This window comes from Stenotrophomonas sp. S4 (genome assembly GCF_054187805.2).
The window spans coordinates 2,662,149-2,676,915 of record NZ_CM196188.1 but is presented as its reverse complement, the minus strand read 5'-3'; the positions used below and the strand labels follow the sequence as shown (position 1 = coordinate 2,676,915).

Genomic DNA, 14,767 nt, shown 5'->3' with positions numbered 1-14,767 from the left:
TGGAATGGGCTTTGAAGGGGGCTTGAGCCCGGCTCAGGCGCTTTTCAAACCCTGAGTCCCGAGTTCGCAGAATCAGTGTCCGCTTACACCTGCGCGCCGTGCGCTGAAGTCGCTGTTGCGTGCCCGTTCAAGAGAATGGGTATCAAATGCAAATACGAGCCGTTATCATTTGAGGCTGGCGTCCGGTCCTGAACAGGGCTGGTGCCAGGCAGGGCGCAGGTGCGCCCGGCGATCCCTCCCTGTTACGGCTGGTGTTCCATGCATGCACGTCCCGTCGTTCCCGGCTTGCCGGCGCTGGTGTTGGCCGCCCTGATCGGCACCATGGCGATGATGTCCTTCGTCGCCGTGATCGGCCCGGTGGTCCGCCTGCTCGGTCTGTCCGAGTGGCACGCCGGACTGTCGGTGACCGCTGCCGGCGTGCTGTGGATGCTGGCGGCCCGTCCGTGGGGCCAGCTCAGCGACCGCATCGGCCGCAAGCGCGTGCTGATGCTGGCGATGAGCGCGTACACCGTGGTCTACATCGCGCTGGCGGTGTTCATCGACGTCGCCCTGCAGACGGTGCCGCCGGTACTGGTATCGGTGCTGGTGCTGGTCGGTGCGCGTGGCCTGATCGGCCTGTTCTACGCGGCGGTGCCGCCTACCGCTGCCGCGCTGATTGCCGACAAGGCGCCGACCGGGCAGCGCGCCCGCTTCCTCGCCCGCCTGGGCAGTGCCAACGCGCTGGGCATGGTGCTGGGTCCGGCCGCTGCCGGCTGGCTGGCCTATACCAATCTTTCGCTGGCGCTGTACGTGGCCGCGTTGCTGCCGTTGCTGGCACTGGCATTGCTGGCCTGGCGGCTGCCAGCGACGCCGCCGGTGCTGGGTGCTTCCGCGCAGCGCCGCGCGCCGATGAGCCGTCTCGACCCGCGCCTGCGCCTGCCGCAGCTCGCGGCGTTCATCGCGATGGTCTCGGTGACCATCGCGCAGGTCACGGTCGGCTTCTTCGCAATCGATCGCCTGGGCCTGGATGCCGCTGCGGGTGCACGCATGGCAGGCATCGCGCTGACTGCGGTCGGTGTCGGCCTGATCCTGGCGCAGGCGCTGGTGATGAAGCTGGAGGTACACCCGCGCCGTTGGATCATTCTTGGCGCCCTCATTTCCGGCATCGGCTTTGCTTCGGTGGCGGGCGTGCAGCAGGCCTGGCAACTGCCTGCGGCCTACGCGCTGGCTGCATTCGGCATGGGCTTCGTATTCCCCTCGTTCCAGGCGTTGGCCGCCGACGCGGTGGAGGCACACGAGCAGGGCGCTGCCGCCGGTACTGTCGCTGCCGCGCAGGGACTGGGCATGGTGGCCGGGCCGATGCTCGGCACGCTGTTGTATCGCGGCGGGCCGAGCCTGCCATACCTGCTGGTCGGTGCACTGCTGCTGTTGCTGTGCGTGCTGGCCGCAGCGCATCGGATGAAGGAGACCCCATGAACGATTCCCTGATGCAGGGCGCGTGGCCGGAGGCTGCGCCGGCGCCGCTGGAAAACACTGACGACGCGTCGCTGTTCCTGCTGCAGCATGCCGGCCAGCACGTGCACGCACGTGGTTGCCGGGCCGCGCTGCCGAATGGCGCGCTGGCAACCCTGGCTGAGCGGGTTGCGGCGTTCTTTGCCCAGCAGCGTGGCGGCCCGGGGCTGCTGGTCGGTGCAGTGCCGTTCGAGCCGCGTGCCGACGATGCGCTGTACCAGCCCGAGCGCCTGTTGCCGGCCCTGCCGCTGCAGCCGCAGGCGGCACCGGCGCTGCAGGGCGTGCTGCAGGCGGAGCCCGCAGCGCAGGACTATGCCGCTGCGGTTGCCGCGGCAGTGAAGGCGCTGCGCGCGCCCGACCAGGACCTGCACAAGGTGGTGCTGGCGCGCAGCCTGTTGGCACGCACCCGCGAGGCGTTGTCTCCGGAGGTGCTGCTGGCGCGGTTGGGCGCGGATCCCTCGGTGGCGACCTATGCGGTGCCGCTGCCGGTCGAACTGGGGCAGACACCGGCCTGGCTGGTCGGTGCAACGCCGGAGTTGCTGCTGCGCAAGCGCGGTGCGGAGCTGCTGTCGCATCCGCTGGCCGGGTCCGCGCGGCGCAGCGCCGATGCCGTCGAGGACGAGCGTGCCGCGCAGGCATTGCTGGCTTCAACCAAGGACCATGACGAGCACCGCCATGTGGTCGAGGCCATCGTCGAGGGCCTGGCACCGTATTGCAGCCACATAGATGCGCAGCCGCGCCCGGCACTGCATGCCACCGCCAGCATGTGGCATCTGGGCACCCGCATCCATGCCACTCTGAAGGATCCGCAGACATCGGCGGCCGAGCTGTTGGCGCAGCTGCATCCCACCCCGGCGGTCTGCGGTACGCCGCGGTTGGCGGCGCTGCAGCGCATTCGCGAGCTGGAGCCGGTGCCGCGTGGCTTCTATGCCGGCGCGGTCGGCTGGCTGGATGCGCAAGGGGATGGCGACTGGTACGTGGCGATCCGCTGCGCACGCCTGCAGGGTACGCAGCTGCGCCTGTACGCCGGCGCCGGCATCGTCGCTGAGTCGCAGCCCGAGGCCGAGGTGGCCGAGACCGCAGCGAAGTTCGCTGCCCTGTTGAACGCGCTGGGTGTCCATGAATCCGCGCCCGCCATCGAGCCTGCTGCATGAACACGCCTACCGTTTCTTCCCGCCTGCCACTGCAGCAGGTGTGGCCTGATGACCTGATGGCGCGCTATCGCGAGGCGGGTCATTGGCGTGGCGAGACCTTCCCGGCATTCCTGCGCGAGCGTGCGGAACGCTACGCGGATGACATCGCGGTGGTCGCTGGTGACGTCCGCCTGAGCTACGCGCAGCTGTGGCACGAAGCCGGTCGCATCGGTGCCGGCCTTCTGGCGCTCGGCCTGCAGCCCGGTGAGCGGGTGCTGGTACAGCTGGGCAACACCGCCGGGTTCATCGCCACCGTATGCGGGCTGTTCCGCGCCGGCCTGGTGCCGGTCTACGCGCTGCCTGCGCACCGCATCACCGAGCTGGTGCACTTCGCCAACAAGGCGGAGGCCAGTGCCTACATCACGACCGACCTGCACGATGGCTTTGATCATCGCGGGCTGGCGCGGGCGCTGCAGGCCGAAGTGCCGGTCGTGCGCCATGTGGTGATCGACGGCGATGCGGCGGAGTTCACCGCGCTGGAGGCGCTGCAGGGAGACCGCAGCCAGCTGCCGGCCGACCCGGACCCGCAGTCGGTGGCGTTCCTGCAGATTTCCGGAGGCAGCACCGGGCTGTCCAAGCTGATTCCGCGCACCCACGACGACTACATCTATTCGTTCCGTGCCAGCAATGACCTCTGCGGCATCGACCGCGACAGCGTCTACCTGGTCGCGCTGCCGGCCGCGCACAATTTTCCGATGAGTTCGCCCGGCTTCTTCGGCGCGCTGTATGCCGGTGCGCGCGTGGTGCTCAGCCCTGGCCCGGGTCCGGATGCGGCGTTCCCGCTGATCGCCCGCGAAAAAGTGACCTGCTGTGGCCTGGTGCCGCCGCTGGCGCTGCTGTGGGCGCAGGCGGCCGCCACCAGCAAGCATGACCTGTCCAGCCTGCAGGTACTGCAGGTAGGCGGCGCCAAACTGGTGCCGGAAGCCGCACGGCGCGTGATCGACGGCCTGGGCTGCACCTTGCAGCAGGTGTTCGGCATGGCCGAGGGACTGGTCAACTACACGCGCCTGGATGATCCGGAGGAACTGATCGTGGCCTGCCAGGGCCGGCCGATCAGTCCGGATGACGAAGTGCGGGTGGTCGACGACCATGATCAGCCGGTGGCCGAAGGCGAAGTGGGCCATCTGCTGACCCGTGGCCCTCACACCATTCGTGGCTACCATAACGATGCGGTGGCCAATGCGAGTTCGTTCACCGACGACGGCTTTTACCGCACCGGCGACCGCGTACAGCAGCTGCCCGGTGGCTACCTGGTGGTGCAGGGCCGCGCGGGCGACCACATCAACCGGGCCGGTGAGAAGATTTCCGCCGAGGAGATCGAAGACCATCTGTTGGCCCACCCGGGCGTGTTCGACGCCGCCGTGGTCTCCATTCCCGACGAGTATCTCGGTGAGCGCAGCTGCGCGTTCGTGATCCAGCACGGTGAGCCGATCAAGGCGCCGGCACTGAAAGCCTGGATGCGTACGCGCGGCCTGGCCGCCTTCAAAGTGCCGGACCAGGTCGTGTTCGTCGACAGTTTCGATACCACCGCGGTCGGCAAGATCAGCCGCCGCGAACTGCGCGCGCAGCTGCGCGCGCGTCATCTGCAACAGACAGGAGGAACGCGCTGATGGCGCTGCCCCGTATTACCGATTACCCCTTGCCGACCGCCGCCGAACTGCCGCAGGCCCGTGGCCCGTGGCGCCCGCAGCGCGATCGAATTGCGTTGCTGGTGCACGACATGCAGCGCTACTTCCTGGCCGCATTCGACGCCGGCAGCACGCCACTGCGGCCGGCGGTGGACAATATCGTGCGCCTGCTGGCGCATTGCCGAGCACACGGCATTCCGGTGTTCTACACCGCCCAGCATGGCGACCAGGATCGCCGTGACCGTGGCCTGCAGGCCGACCTGTGGGGGCCGGGAATGCGCCGCAGCGCCGACCATGAACCGATCATCGAGGCGCTGGCACCGCAGCCGGGCGAGCACGTGCTGGTGAAGCATCGCTACAGCGCATTCCAGCGCAGCAACCTGGAAACGCTGATGCGGGTGCGTGGGCGCGACCAGCTGCTGGTGACCGGCGTGTACGCCCATATCGGCTGCACCGCGACCGTGGTCGAGGCGTTCCAGCGTGATATCGAGGCCTTCATCGCCGCCGATGCGGTGGCGGACTTCTCGCGCGCCGACCACGATCAGGCGCTGCACTGGATCGCGCGCACCTCCGGTGTGCCGATGACCACCGATCAGCTGCTGGAGGTGCTGTGATGGTTGCTACGGGTGAGATGCTGGATCTGGAGCGGATGCGTGCCGACGTGGCGCGCGTTCTGGAATGTACGCCGGCCGAGATCGGTGACGACGACAACCTGATCGATCTGGACCTGGATTCGATGCGCATGCTTGGCCTGGTCCTGGCCTGGGGCAACACCGGCCTGCCGCTGGAGTTCTCGCAGCTGGCCGAACACACCACGCTGCGTCAGTGGTGGGGTGTGGTGCAGCAATTGCAGACCGCGCAGAACGCATGAACGCCGTCGCGCTGGCCACGCCGGTGGCGCTGACCGAGGCCCAGGCCGGACTGTGGTTCGCACAGCGGCTGGCACCGGGCAATCCGTCATTCAATACCGCGCACGCGGTGTGGATCGACGGTCCGTTGGACGTGGCCGCGTTCATTGCAGCGGCAGACCAGGCTGCGGGCGAGGCCCAGGCCTTCGCATTGCGCTTTGCCGAAGGTGCCGATGGCCAGCCGCTGCAGTGGCATGACCCGGCACACGTGCCGTTGCTCTGGGTACGCGATGTTTCCACCGCGGCGGATCCCGCCGCTGTGGCACGCAACCTGATGCACACCGATCGGCTGAGCCCGGTCGATCCCACCCGTGACCGGATCAGTCAGCAGGTGCTGCTTGATCTGGGCGGGCAGCGCTGGGTCTGGTACCTGCGCGTGCATCACCTGGCGGCCGATGGATACGGCATGGCGCTGTTCACTGATCGCGTGTGCGCGGTGTATGCCGGTCGTACCGGTGAGTCCCTGCCGGGGCTGGCGGGCGTGCTGGCCGATGATGCCGCTTATCGTGCCGATCCGCGCCGCGCGCAGGCCGGGCAGTGGTGGCGTGAGCACATGCAGGGCGCACCGGCGGGCGTGGGCCTGGCCGGCACGCTCGCGGCCAGTGACGACGCGCTGCGCTGGGTGCAGCCGCTCGATGCGGCATTCCGTGAGCAGTTGCTGCAGGCATCGGTACGTTGGCTGCAGCCCTGGCCGGATGTGCTGGCCGCGCTGGCGGCCGAGTACCTTCGGCGGATGAGCGCGGCCGATGAAGTGGTGCTGGGCGTGCCTTACATGGGGCGGCTCGGCAATGCGTCGGCGCGGGTGCCGGCGATGGTGATGAATGTGTTGCCGCTGCGCGTGGCGGCTGGCGAGGGCAGCGTCGAGGCCTTTACCCGTGGGCTGGGCCGGCAGCTCAGCCAGGGTCGCAAGCACGGCCGCTACCGCGGAGAGCAGCTGCGTCGTGATCTCGGTCTGGTCGGCACGCAGCAGCGGCTGCATGGTCCGCTGGTGAATGTGCAGCCGTTCTACAAGCCGCTGGCCCTGCCCGGCGTGCAAGCGGCGCTGCAGGTGCTGTGCACCGGGCCGGTGGATGACCTGACGCTGGGTTTCCGTGGCGATGGCCAGGCGCTGCTGGATCTGGAGATCGAGGCCAATCCCGCGCTGTACAGTCGCGAGGATGTCGAGGCGCACGCGGCGCGGCTGTTGCATTTCGTGTCGGCGGCGCTGCAGGCTGACGATATCGCAGCCGTGCCCCTGGCGACGCCCGAGGAGGCGCAGCAGGTGCTGCAGGAATTCAATGCCACCGCGCACGCGCTGCCGGAGACGACCCTGGTCGAGCTGCTGCAACAGGGCATGGACCGCGATCCACACGCACCCGCGCTGGTGTTCGGAGACGCTGCGTTGGATTACGCAACGCTGGAAGCGCGTAGCTTCGCACTCGCCGCGCAGCTGCGCGCGATGGGTGTCGGCCCGGGCAGTGTGGTGGCAGTGGCATTGCCGCGCTCGCTGGAACTGGTGATCGGGCTGGTGGCGGTGCTGCGCGCGGGCGCCGCCTACCTGCCGCTGGATCTGGCGCATCCTGACGAACGCCTTGCCCGCATCCTAGCCTCGGCGCAACCGGCCTGCGTGCTGGCAGCGGCGGACGTGCAGCCGCGACTGGCCGGGGTGCCGGTGCTTGCCCCTGAGCAATGGACCGCGTTGAGTTTCGCAGCGCCGTGGGCCGATCCGGCGCCCAGCGATGCAGCCTATGTGATCTATACCTCCGGCTCGACCGGCGAGCCGAAGGGCGTGGTCATCGAGCACCGTGCCATCGTCAATCGCCTGCTGTGGATGCGCGAGCACTACGGTATGCGCGCAGATGACCGCGTGCTGCAGAAGACCCCGGCGACCTTCGATGTCTCGGTCTGGGAATTCTTCCTGCCCCTGTTGTGCGGGTCTACGCTGGTGGTCGCCGCGCCGGATGCGCATCGCGATCCGACCGAGCTGGCGCGGCTGATCCGCGATCATGGCATCACCACGGCGCACTTCGTGCCCTCGATGCTCGACGCCTTCCTCGCCGCGCCGGCTTCCGAAGGCCTCCAGCTGCGCCGCGTATTCACCAGTGGCGAGGCGCTGGACGCATCGCTGCGCGACCGCTTCCATGCGCGCGTGGACGCCGAACTGCACAACCTGTACGGCCCGACCGAAGCCGCGGTGGACGTCAGCTACTGGCCGGCCTCGGCCCAGGACCATTCGCGGCCAGTGCCGATCGGGTTCCCGGTGTGGAATACCCGCTTGTATGTGCTGGACGCGCGGATGCAGCCGGTGCCGGTCGGTGTGGCCGGCGACCTGTACCTGGGCGGCGTGCAGCTGGCACGTGGCTACCTCGGCCGCGATGATCTGACCGCCGAGCGCTTCCTGGCCGATCCTTTCCTGCCGGGCGAGCGGATCTACCGCACCGGCGACGTGGCGCGCTGGCGCCCCGATGGTGCGGTCGAATACCTCGGCCGCAGCGACCACCAGGTGAAACTGCGCGGCCTGCGCATCGAGCTCGGCGAGATCGAGGCTGCACTGCGCGAGCTGCCGGGAATGGAGCGCGTGGAAGTGCTGCTGCGCCAGGACATGCCGGGCGATGCGCGGCTGGTGGCCTATGTGCCAGCGGCGCTTGCCGATGCCGTGATGCTGCGCAGCCACCTGGCCACCCGCGTGCCGGACTACATGGTGCCCTCGGCGTTCGTCGGTGTGGATCACTGGCCGGTGACCGTCAACGGTAAACTCGACCGCAATGCCTTGCCGAAGCCGCCGCAGAACGAGGTTGCCGGGCTGGCGCCGCGCACGCCGCTGGAACAGGAGCTGGCCGTGCTGTTCGCCCAGGCGCTGGGCCACGATGCGCCCGTGGCGGTGGATGCGGACTTCTTCAGCCTCGGCGGCGACTCGCTGTCCGCGGTGCACCTGCTGCTCGCGATCGAGCAGCGCTGGCGCTGCGACCTTGGCCTGGGCGTTTTGTTCGCGCAGCCGACCGTGGCCGCATTGGCGACGCGCATTGCCGAGCCGCCGGCGCTGGCCGATCACGCATTGGGCCCGGTGATCTCGTTGGCTGCGACTGATGCTGATGGGTCCACTCCGCTGTTCGTGCTGCACCCGGCCGGTGGCATCGCCTGGAACTACCGCAGCCTGGCGCGCGCCCTGCAGCCGGCACGCCCGGTGTACGGCCTGCAGTCGCCCGCGCTGGATCCGAAGCAGCCGTTGCCGTCCAGCATCGAAGCCATGGCCAATGACTATGTGCAGCGGGTGGTTGCGCTGCAATCGAAAGGACCGGTGCATCTGCTGGGCTGGTCGGTGGGCGGCATCCTCGCCCAGGCGATGGCCGTGCGCCTGCATGAAATCGGGCGTGAAGTCGGCGAACTGGTGCTGCTGGACGCCTATCCCAGCGAATGCTGGCGGGCCGAACCTGAGCCCGATGCCATCGCCGCATTGCGCGCACTGCTGGCGATTGCCGGCCATGACCCGGATGCGCATCCGGAGCTGGACAGCCGCGAACACATTCTTGGTTTTCTGCGCCGTGGCGGCAGTGCGCTCGGCAGCCTGCCGGACGTGGTGCTCGATGGCGTGGTGCGCGCGGTGACTGGCACCAACCGGCTGATCCGCGAACACATCCACCGTCCGTTCGACGGCACGCTGGTGCATGTCCGTGCTGGCCGGGACCATCAGGCGCGGGCACAGTTGCAGTCGGCGCTGTGGCGCGAGCACGCACGCAAGGTGCAGGCGCTGGAACTGCCGTTCCTGCATGCCGAGCTGACCGGCCGCGATGCGGTGGCGCAGCTGGCACCGTGGCTGTCGGCGCGCCTGCGCCACTGGGATGAGCAACAGGAGATCGCAACATGCAGTTGACCGGCTTTGAAGGTCGCGTGGCACTGGTGACCGGCGCCGCCGGCGGCATCGGCGAGGCACTGGTACGGCTGTTGGCCGAGGCCGGCTGCACGGTGGTGGCGACCGACCGCGAGGCGCCCGCGGTAGTGGATGCACGTGTGCAGGCGTTTGCGCTCGATGTGACCGACAGCGTAGCGGTGGACGCACTGGTGGATTGTGTAGAAGCCAGCATTGGGCCGATCGGTCTCGCCGCAAGCGTGGCCGGGGTCCTGCACGTGGGCGAGGTGACCGGGACTACCGATGCCGATTGGCGCCGAGTGTTCGCAGTCAATGCCGATGGCGTGTTCCATGTCGGGCGTGCGCTGGCGCGGGTGATGTCACCGCGAGGCCAGGGCGCGATCGTCACCGTCAGTTCGAATGCGGCCGGGGTACCGCGGCACGGCATGGCCGCCTATGCCGCGTCCAAGGCCGCCGCCACGATGTTCACCCGCTGCCTCGGGCTGGAGCTGGCGCCGCTGGGCATCCGCTGCAACATCGTCGCCCCGGGTTCAACGCTGACCCCGATGCAGACCGGCATGTGGCAGGACGAGCATGGCGCAGAGCGGGTGATCGCCGGCAACCTGGAGACGTACAAGGCCGGCATCCCGCTGCGCAAGCTGGCCACCCCGGAAGACATCGCCCATTCGGTGATGTTCCTGCTCTCCGAGCAGGCTGGGCACGTGGCGATGAGTGACCTGTACGTGGACGGCGGCGCCACCCTGCGCGGCTGAGTCCTGTCGATACCGGCCGGCAACCCATGGCCCCGGTAGTGCCGGCCGCTGGCCGGCAATCCAATTTCCCTGGTAGTGCCGGCCGCTGGCCGGCAACCTCATTCAACTTCAGACATCTCCCAACCCCCATCGAGGCAGGGTCCGACAGCCAATGTCCAATGATCGCTCCACCATGGGGCATGAGCAGCGATCGCCTCCGCCTGGGCCGGTGTTCCATTGTCGGTCAGGTCTACGTTCTGACAACGACCACGCATCAGCGCTGCCGCCTCTTTGAAAGCGAAGCTGCAGCAGCATGTGTAATCGACCAGTTGCATTACATCGAACAGCGAGGGCTGGTGCAGTCACTCGCACGGGTTGTCATGCCGGATCATGTTCACTGGATGTTCGAGCTGCGTGCAGCTCATCTTCCAGACATTGCACGTCGAATGAAGTCGTCGAGCGCACTTGCGCTGAATCGCCTGGCTGGCAGTCGAAGTACGGTATGGCAGCCTGGCTACTTCGATCATGCAGTGAGGGCTGAGGAGTCGCTGGCGCGGCAGGCCCTGTACATCCTGGGGAATCCAGTCCGCGCTGGTCTTGCCGGGCAGATTGGCGAGTACCCACATGCGTGGTCGGCCTGGTCGTGATGCCGGCCAGCGGCCGGCACTACCCGTTGCGTTGAGGGCTGAGGAGTCGCTGGCGCGGCAAGCCCTGTACATCCTGGGGAATCCGGTGCGCGCTGGTCTTGCCGGGCAGATTGGCGAGTACCCGCATGCGTGGTCGGTCTGGGCGTGATGCCGGCCAGCGGCCGGCACTACCCGTTGCGTTGAGGGTTGAGGAGTCGCTGGCGCGGCAAGCCCTGTACATCCTCGGGAATCCGGTGCGCGCTGGTCTTGCTGGGCAGATTGGTGAGTACCCACATGCGTGGTCGGTCTGGGCGTGATGCCGGCCAGCGGCCGGCACTACCCGTTGCGTTGAGGGCTGAGGAGTCGCTGGCGCGGCAGGCCCTGTACATCCTGGAGAATCCAGTCCGCGCTGGTCTTGCCGGGCAGATTGGCGAGTATCCACATGTGTGGTCGGCCTGGTTGTGATGCCGGCCAGCGGCCGGCACTACCAGGCTTTCGAGCGAGACGGTTGCGGCAGTACCCGTTGCAGTCAAGGTAGCGTCAGTCGGTAGACCAGCACGCGGTTGTCGTTGTCGTACGGACTGTCACAGGCCTGGCCCTGCATGCGGCAGTGGCGGGCGATGAAGTCGTTGTCGTTGCCGATCAGCAACAGCACGTCGTTCGGATGCTGCGGGTCCAGCGCTGGCAGCACGTCCATGGCTTCCCACTTTTCCGAGAGCAGTCCGGCATGCGGGCCGCGCTTGGTGTCCAGATCCAGCCCGGCACGGGCCAACTGCGGGCGGTCCAGCAGGTTCAGCAGTTCGTCGCTGCGTGCGGGCACGATGCCTGCCTTCAACGTGGTATCCGCTGGATCAGCCAGCACCGAGGTCGTGCCGGTTTCGTAGGTGCTGCTGGCCAGGTTGCTGGCTTCGGCCACATCCACCAGCAGCACCGACTTGTAGACGATCGGGTCGTCGCCATCCTTGCCCAGCCCGTTGCCGTCGCGAGCCAGCAGCAGGAAGCGGTGGGCATCCAGCGCGCGCAGCTCGCTCTGCGCGGCGGTGCGGTCCAGCTTGCCCTTGCCATCGTGTGCATAGGCGGGCAGGGCCATCACGTAATGGCCGATCGGTTGCTGCGGCGTCGGCGAGGCTGTCACGTCGTAGACCAGCACGCGGGTGTTGATGCGCCCGGCCGCATTGCCCTGTGCGCTGTCCTGCAGCGTGGCGCTCTGCAGTGCCACGAACAGGCGGCTGCCGTCGGGCGACAGGCCCATGCCTTCCACGCCCTGGTTGTTGCGTCGGCCGGTCTGCGGTGGCGCCAGTGAACCAAACGCCGGCGTGCCATCGCGCTGCGGACGGATCGCCGGTGGTGCCACGATCACACCCTGCAGCTGACCCTGCGCATCGAAGTAGTAGACGTTGGCGGTGTACTCGTCGCCGATGTAGAAGTGGCCATCGGCGGTGAACTGCAGCGACTCGGCATCCAGCGAGACCTTGCCCGCGCCTGCGCCGCTGGCGGGCGAGGGCAGTACCACATCGCGCTGGGTGATCGTGTGCTCACCCGGGTCGGCACCGGTGAACGGCTGCCCGTTGAAGTCCTTCAGCACCACACCCTTGTCCGGCACCATCGTCAGCGTACCGAGCGCACCGGGCTTTCCACGGGTAACGTCGATGCGCAGCTGCATGCGCTCCACGCGGCCGGTGTAGTCGTAGAACAGGCCGGCCTCTGGATCGTTGCGGCCGCGGTCGGGCAGTGTCCACAGCACACCCTCGTAGCCGTTGGTGGTGCGCTTCCAGGTGCCAGGCTGCACCGCCAGCGACGAGAACGAGCCCAGCGTGTCGCCGAGGAAGTCCACCGTGCCCGCCGGCAGCCGCCCGGCGGCGACCAGGCCTTTATCCACGTAGGTACGACCGCCCAACTGCAGGGTGCGTGGCGGCGCACCACTGGCCTCATGTGGTGCGGAGTATCCGCTGGCGGAGAGGGTGGCCAGCAGCAGGGCGGTCGCGAGCATGGGTGGACTCCGGGCGGTCGATCAGAAGCGAAGGTCGATCGTACCGAACACCTGGCGCGGTGCCGAGGCATGGAACACGTACAGCTTGCCGGCCGGGTCGCTGGGCGCGAACACGCTCGAATCCAGGTTGCTGGCGTAGCGCTTGTTGGTCAGGTTGGTCACGTTGAACGACAGGCGCATGCCCTTGGCGAAGCCGACCTGGCCGAAGTCATAGCCACCGGCCAGGTCGAATACGGTGAAGCCGCCGAAGCCCTGGTCGTTGGTGTAGGTGTAGAAGCGCTCGCCGGTGTACTTGCCACGCAGGCTGGCGAACCAGCCGTTGTCGCGCCAGGTGATCTCGGTGGCCAGCAGCTGCTTGGGCGTATCGGTCTGGATCTTGCCCTTGATCTGCTGCTCGACACCGGCCTGCACGTAGTTGGAGGCGTAGGTCGAACGGTTCAGCGAGGCCGAGGTGTACCAGCTGAAGTGCTCGTTCGGGGTCCACAGCACGGTCAGCTCGGCACCGCGGCTGTCGACGCCGCCGACGTTGTAGAAGCGGTTGCCGCAGGTCGGGCCGACCGGTTGACGCGAGTCACAGGGGTTGTACTGCAGCAGGCGGTTGTCGAAGCGCACGCTGTAGGCCGCAATCGACGCCTGCAGGGTATCGGCGACGAAGCGGTAGCCGGCCTCCAGCGAGCGCGATTCCTCCGGCTTCAGGGTGCCCTGCGCATTCCAAGTAGCCTGGCTGACCGCCTGCGGGCCCAGCTTGAAGCCGCCCTGGAACATGGCGATGTTCTCGGCATAGCTGGCGAAGAGTTCGTGGTGCTCGGCCAGGCGGAAGTTGGCGCCGATGCTGGGCAGGAAATTCTTGCTGGCCTTCAACGAACCGGTGGCGAACTGGTTGTTGGAGGTCGGCGAGATTGGCGTTTTCGCGTCGCCCGGCAGTGCCTGTGCATCGGAGGTGGCGTGCGGGCTCTTGGCGCCGAACTCCAGGGTCAGGCGATCATCAAGCAGGCGCCAGGTGTCCTTCAGGAAGAACTGATGGGTCTTCCAGCGGGTGCGCTGGGCGAACACGCCTACATCGGAGGGCAGGGTGTTCATGCCGCTCAGGTCACGCGGGCCGTCCACGGCGGTCTGGTAGCGCTCGGCGCTGCTGGTGTTGCGTTCGTACCAGACGCCGCCTTCGATGCGGTGCGCGCCCAGCTCCCAGTCGAAGGACAGCGTGCCGCCGTCGCGGTCGATGGTATAGATCGTGTTGCGGAAGATGATCGGGACTTCCTGCGCGGTGCCCTTGTTCGACCACGCGCCGCTGTTCCAGTTGTGCCCTTCGCCGCGGTCATCGTGGTGGTAGGCCAGGGCGCGCAGGCTGAAACCATCGGCCAGGAAGAAATCGCCGGCCAGGTAGTACAGGTTGTCGTCACGCAGGATCTGGCCGGCGGTGAAGGCGCCATCAGCATCCTTGTCCGGGCCGCTGTTGTCGCACTTCTTCGCATTGAAGCTGGCGGTGTTGCAGTAGGCCTTGGCCACCGCCTTGTTCCAGTCCGGCGCGTAGCCGCCCCAGTCCCAACCGAGGCCACGCGACATCTCGTCCTTGGACAGGTAGAAGTAGTCGGCCTGGGTGGTGCGCGAGGTATCGACGAAACCGGTGATCTGGCCGCGGCCAAAGTTCCACACGCCCTTGGCGTTGAACTGTTTGGTGGTGGATCTGTTGTAGGCGGTCTGGTCGTTCCACAGATCGGAGACGGCATTCATGCCGGAAACGTAGCCGGAGAAGCCGTTGTACTCGCCGCTGTCCACGCGCACGAAGGTGCGGCGGTTGGCATCGCTGCCGAAGGTCTGCACCACGCGGCCGCCGAGTTCCTGCGCCGGGCGGTCGGAGGTATAGGAAATGGTGCCGCCGAGGTTGCTGGTGGACGGCGTGCCGAGGCTGCCGATGCCCACCGCCAGTTCGGCGCCGGCCATGTTCTCGCTGATCAGCGCACGGTTGATGGTCAGGCCGTTGTAGTTGTTGTACGCACCATCGCCCAGCGGCACACCGTCCAGCGTGTAGCCGAGGCGGGTGGAGTTGAAGCCGCGCAGGCTGAGGGTCATCGACTGCTCGTTGGTGCCCAGTGCATCGGCCGACTGCGCGTTGACGCCCGGCAGCAGGTTGAGCGTCTTCTGCAGGCTGGTGCCCGGCGGCAGGATGTCGAGGTTCTCGCGGGTGATGCGCTGCACCTGGCGCGCTTCACCGCTGCCGATCACAGAGACCGCATCGAGGTTGGTGGCGGAGGGCGTGCTGGAGGTCGGGGCAGCATCCTGCGCCCAGGCCGCGGGAGCGAGCGCGATCGACAGCGCAGCGGCCAACAAAGTCTTCGTCATGTTACGGACACTC

10 protein-coding genes are annotated in these 14,767 nt (G+C 67.7%); 8 read left to right on the top strand and 2 right to left on the bottom strand.

Features of this window, described 5'->3' with window-relative positions:
• Positions 1–258: 258 nt before the first annotated feature.
• The 8 genes from ACUZUJ_RS12530 to ACUZUJ_RS12495 all read left to right on the top strand — a co-directional run bounded on the left by ACUZUJ_RS12530 (position 259) and on the right by ACUZUJ_RS12495 (position 10,445).
• On the top strand, positions 259–1,455 hold the full coding sequence (locus ACUZUJ_RS12530) for an MFS transporter (protein WP_049444613.1): 1,197 nt from the start codon (positions 259–261) through the stop codon (positions 1,453–1,455).
• On the top strand, positions 1,452–2,645 hold the full coding sequence (locus ACUZUJ_RS12525; protein WP_049444614.1) for an isochorismate synthase: 1,194 nt from the start codon (positions 1,452–1,454) through the stop codon (positions 2,643–2,645). Before ACUZUJ_RS12530 ends, ACUZUJ_RS12525 begins: the two co-directional genes overlap by 4 nt.
• Positions 2,642–4,294 (top strand): (2,3-dihydroxybenzoyl)adenylate synthase, encoded by a 1,653-nt coding sequence (locus ACUZUJ_RS12520; protein ID WP_458220552.1) that lies wholly within the window; start codon positions 2,642–2,644, stop codon positions 4,292–4,294. The genes ACUZUJ_RS12525 and ACUZUJ_RS12520 overlap by 4 nt, the downstream gene beginning before the upstream one ends.
• Complete coding sequence (locus ACUZUJ_RS12515) at positions 4,294–4,926, top strand: isochorismatase family protein (RefSeq protein ID WP_049444619.1); 633 nt, start codon at positions 4,294–4,296, stop codon at positions 4,924–4,926. Before ACUZUJ_RS12520 ends, ACUZUJ_RS12515 begins: the two co-directional genes overlap by 1 nt.
• Positions 4,926–5,183, top strand: a complete 258-nt coding sequence (locus ACUZUJ_RS12510) for a phosphopantetheine-binding protein (RefSeq protein ID WP_049444621.1) — start codon at positions 4,926–4,928, stop codon at positions 5,181–5,183. The genes ACUZUJ_RS12515 and ACUZUJ_RS12510 overlap by 1 nt, the downstream gene beginning before the upstream one ends.
• The gene (locus tag ACUZUJ_RS12505) at positions 5,180–9,070 is read left to right on the top strand and encodes an enterobactin synthase subunit F (protein WP_458220553.1); all 3,891 of its coding nucleotides are present in this window, start codon (positions 5,180–5,182) and stop codon (positions 9,068–9,070) included. The genes ACUZUJ_RS12510 and ACUZUJ_RS12505 overlap by 4 nt, the downstream gene beginning before the upstream one ends.
• A complete protein-coding gene (locus tag ACUZUJ_RS12500; RefSeq protein ID WP_101765618.1) occupies positions 9,061–9,819 on the top strand; it encodes a 2,3-dihydro-2,3-dihydroxybenzoate dehydrogenase in 759 nt (252 codons plus the stop codon). Before ACUZUJ_RS12505 ends, ACUZUJ_RS12500 begins: the two co-directional genes overlap by 10 nt.
• Before the next feature lie 179 nt (positions 9,820–9,998).
• A complete protein-coding gene (locus ACUZUJ_RS12495; protein WP_458220554.1) occupies positions 9,999–10,445 on the top strand; it encodes an REP-associated tyrosine transposase in 447 nt (148 codons plus the stop codon).
• Positions 10,446–10,953: 508 nt separating this feature from the next.
• On the opposite strand, the gene ACUZUJ_RS12490 is transcribed toward ACUZUJ_RS12495, so the two are convergent.
• Both ACUZUJ_RS12490 and ACUZUJ_RS12485 read right to left on the bottom strand, forming a co-directional pair.
• The gene (locus ACUZUJ_RS12490) at positions 10,954–12,414 is read right to left on the bottom strand and encodes an esterase-like activity of phytase family protein (protein WP_458220922.1); all 1,461 of its coding nucleotides are present in this window, start codon (positions 12,412–12,414) and stop codon (positions 10,954–10,956) included.
• A gap of 21 nt (positions 12,415–12,435) precedes the next feature.
• Positions 12,436–14,754, bottom strand: coding sequence for a TonB-dependent receptor (locus ACUZUJ_RS12485; protein ID WP_458220923.1), 2,319 nt, complete (start codon positions 14,752–14,754; stop codon positions 12,436–12,438).
• Positions 14,755–14,767 lie beyond the last annotated feature (13 nt).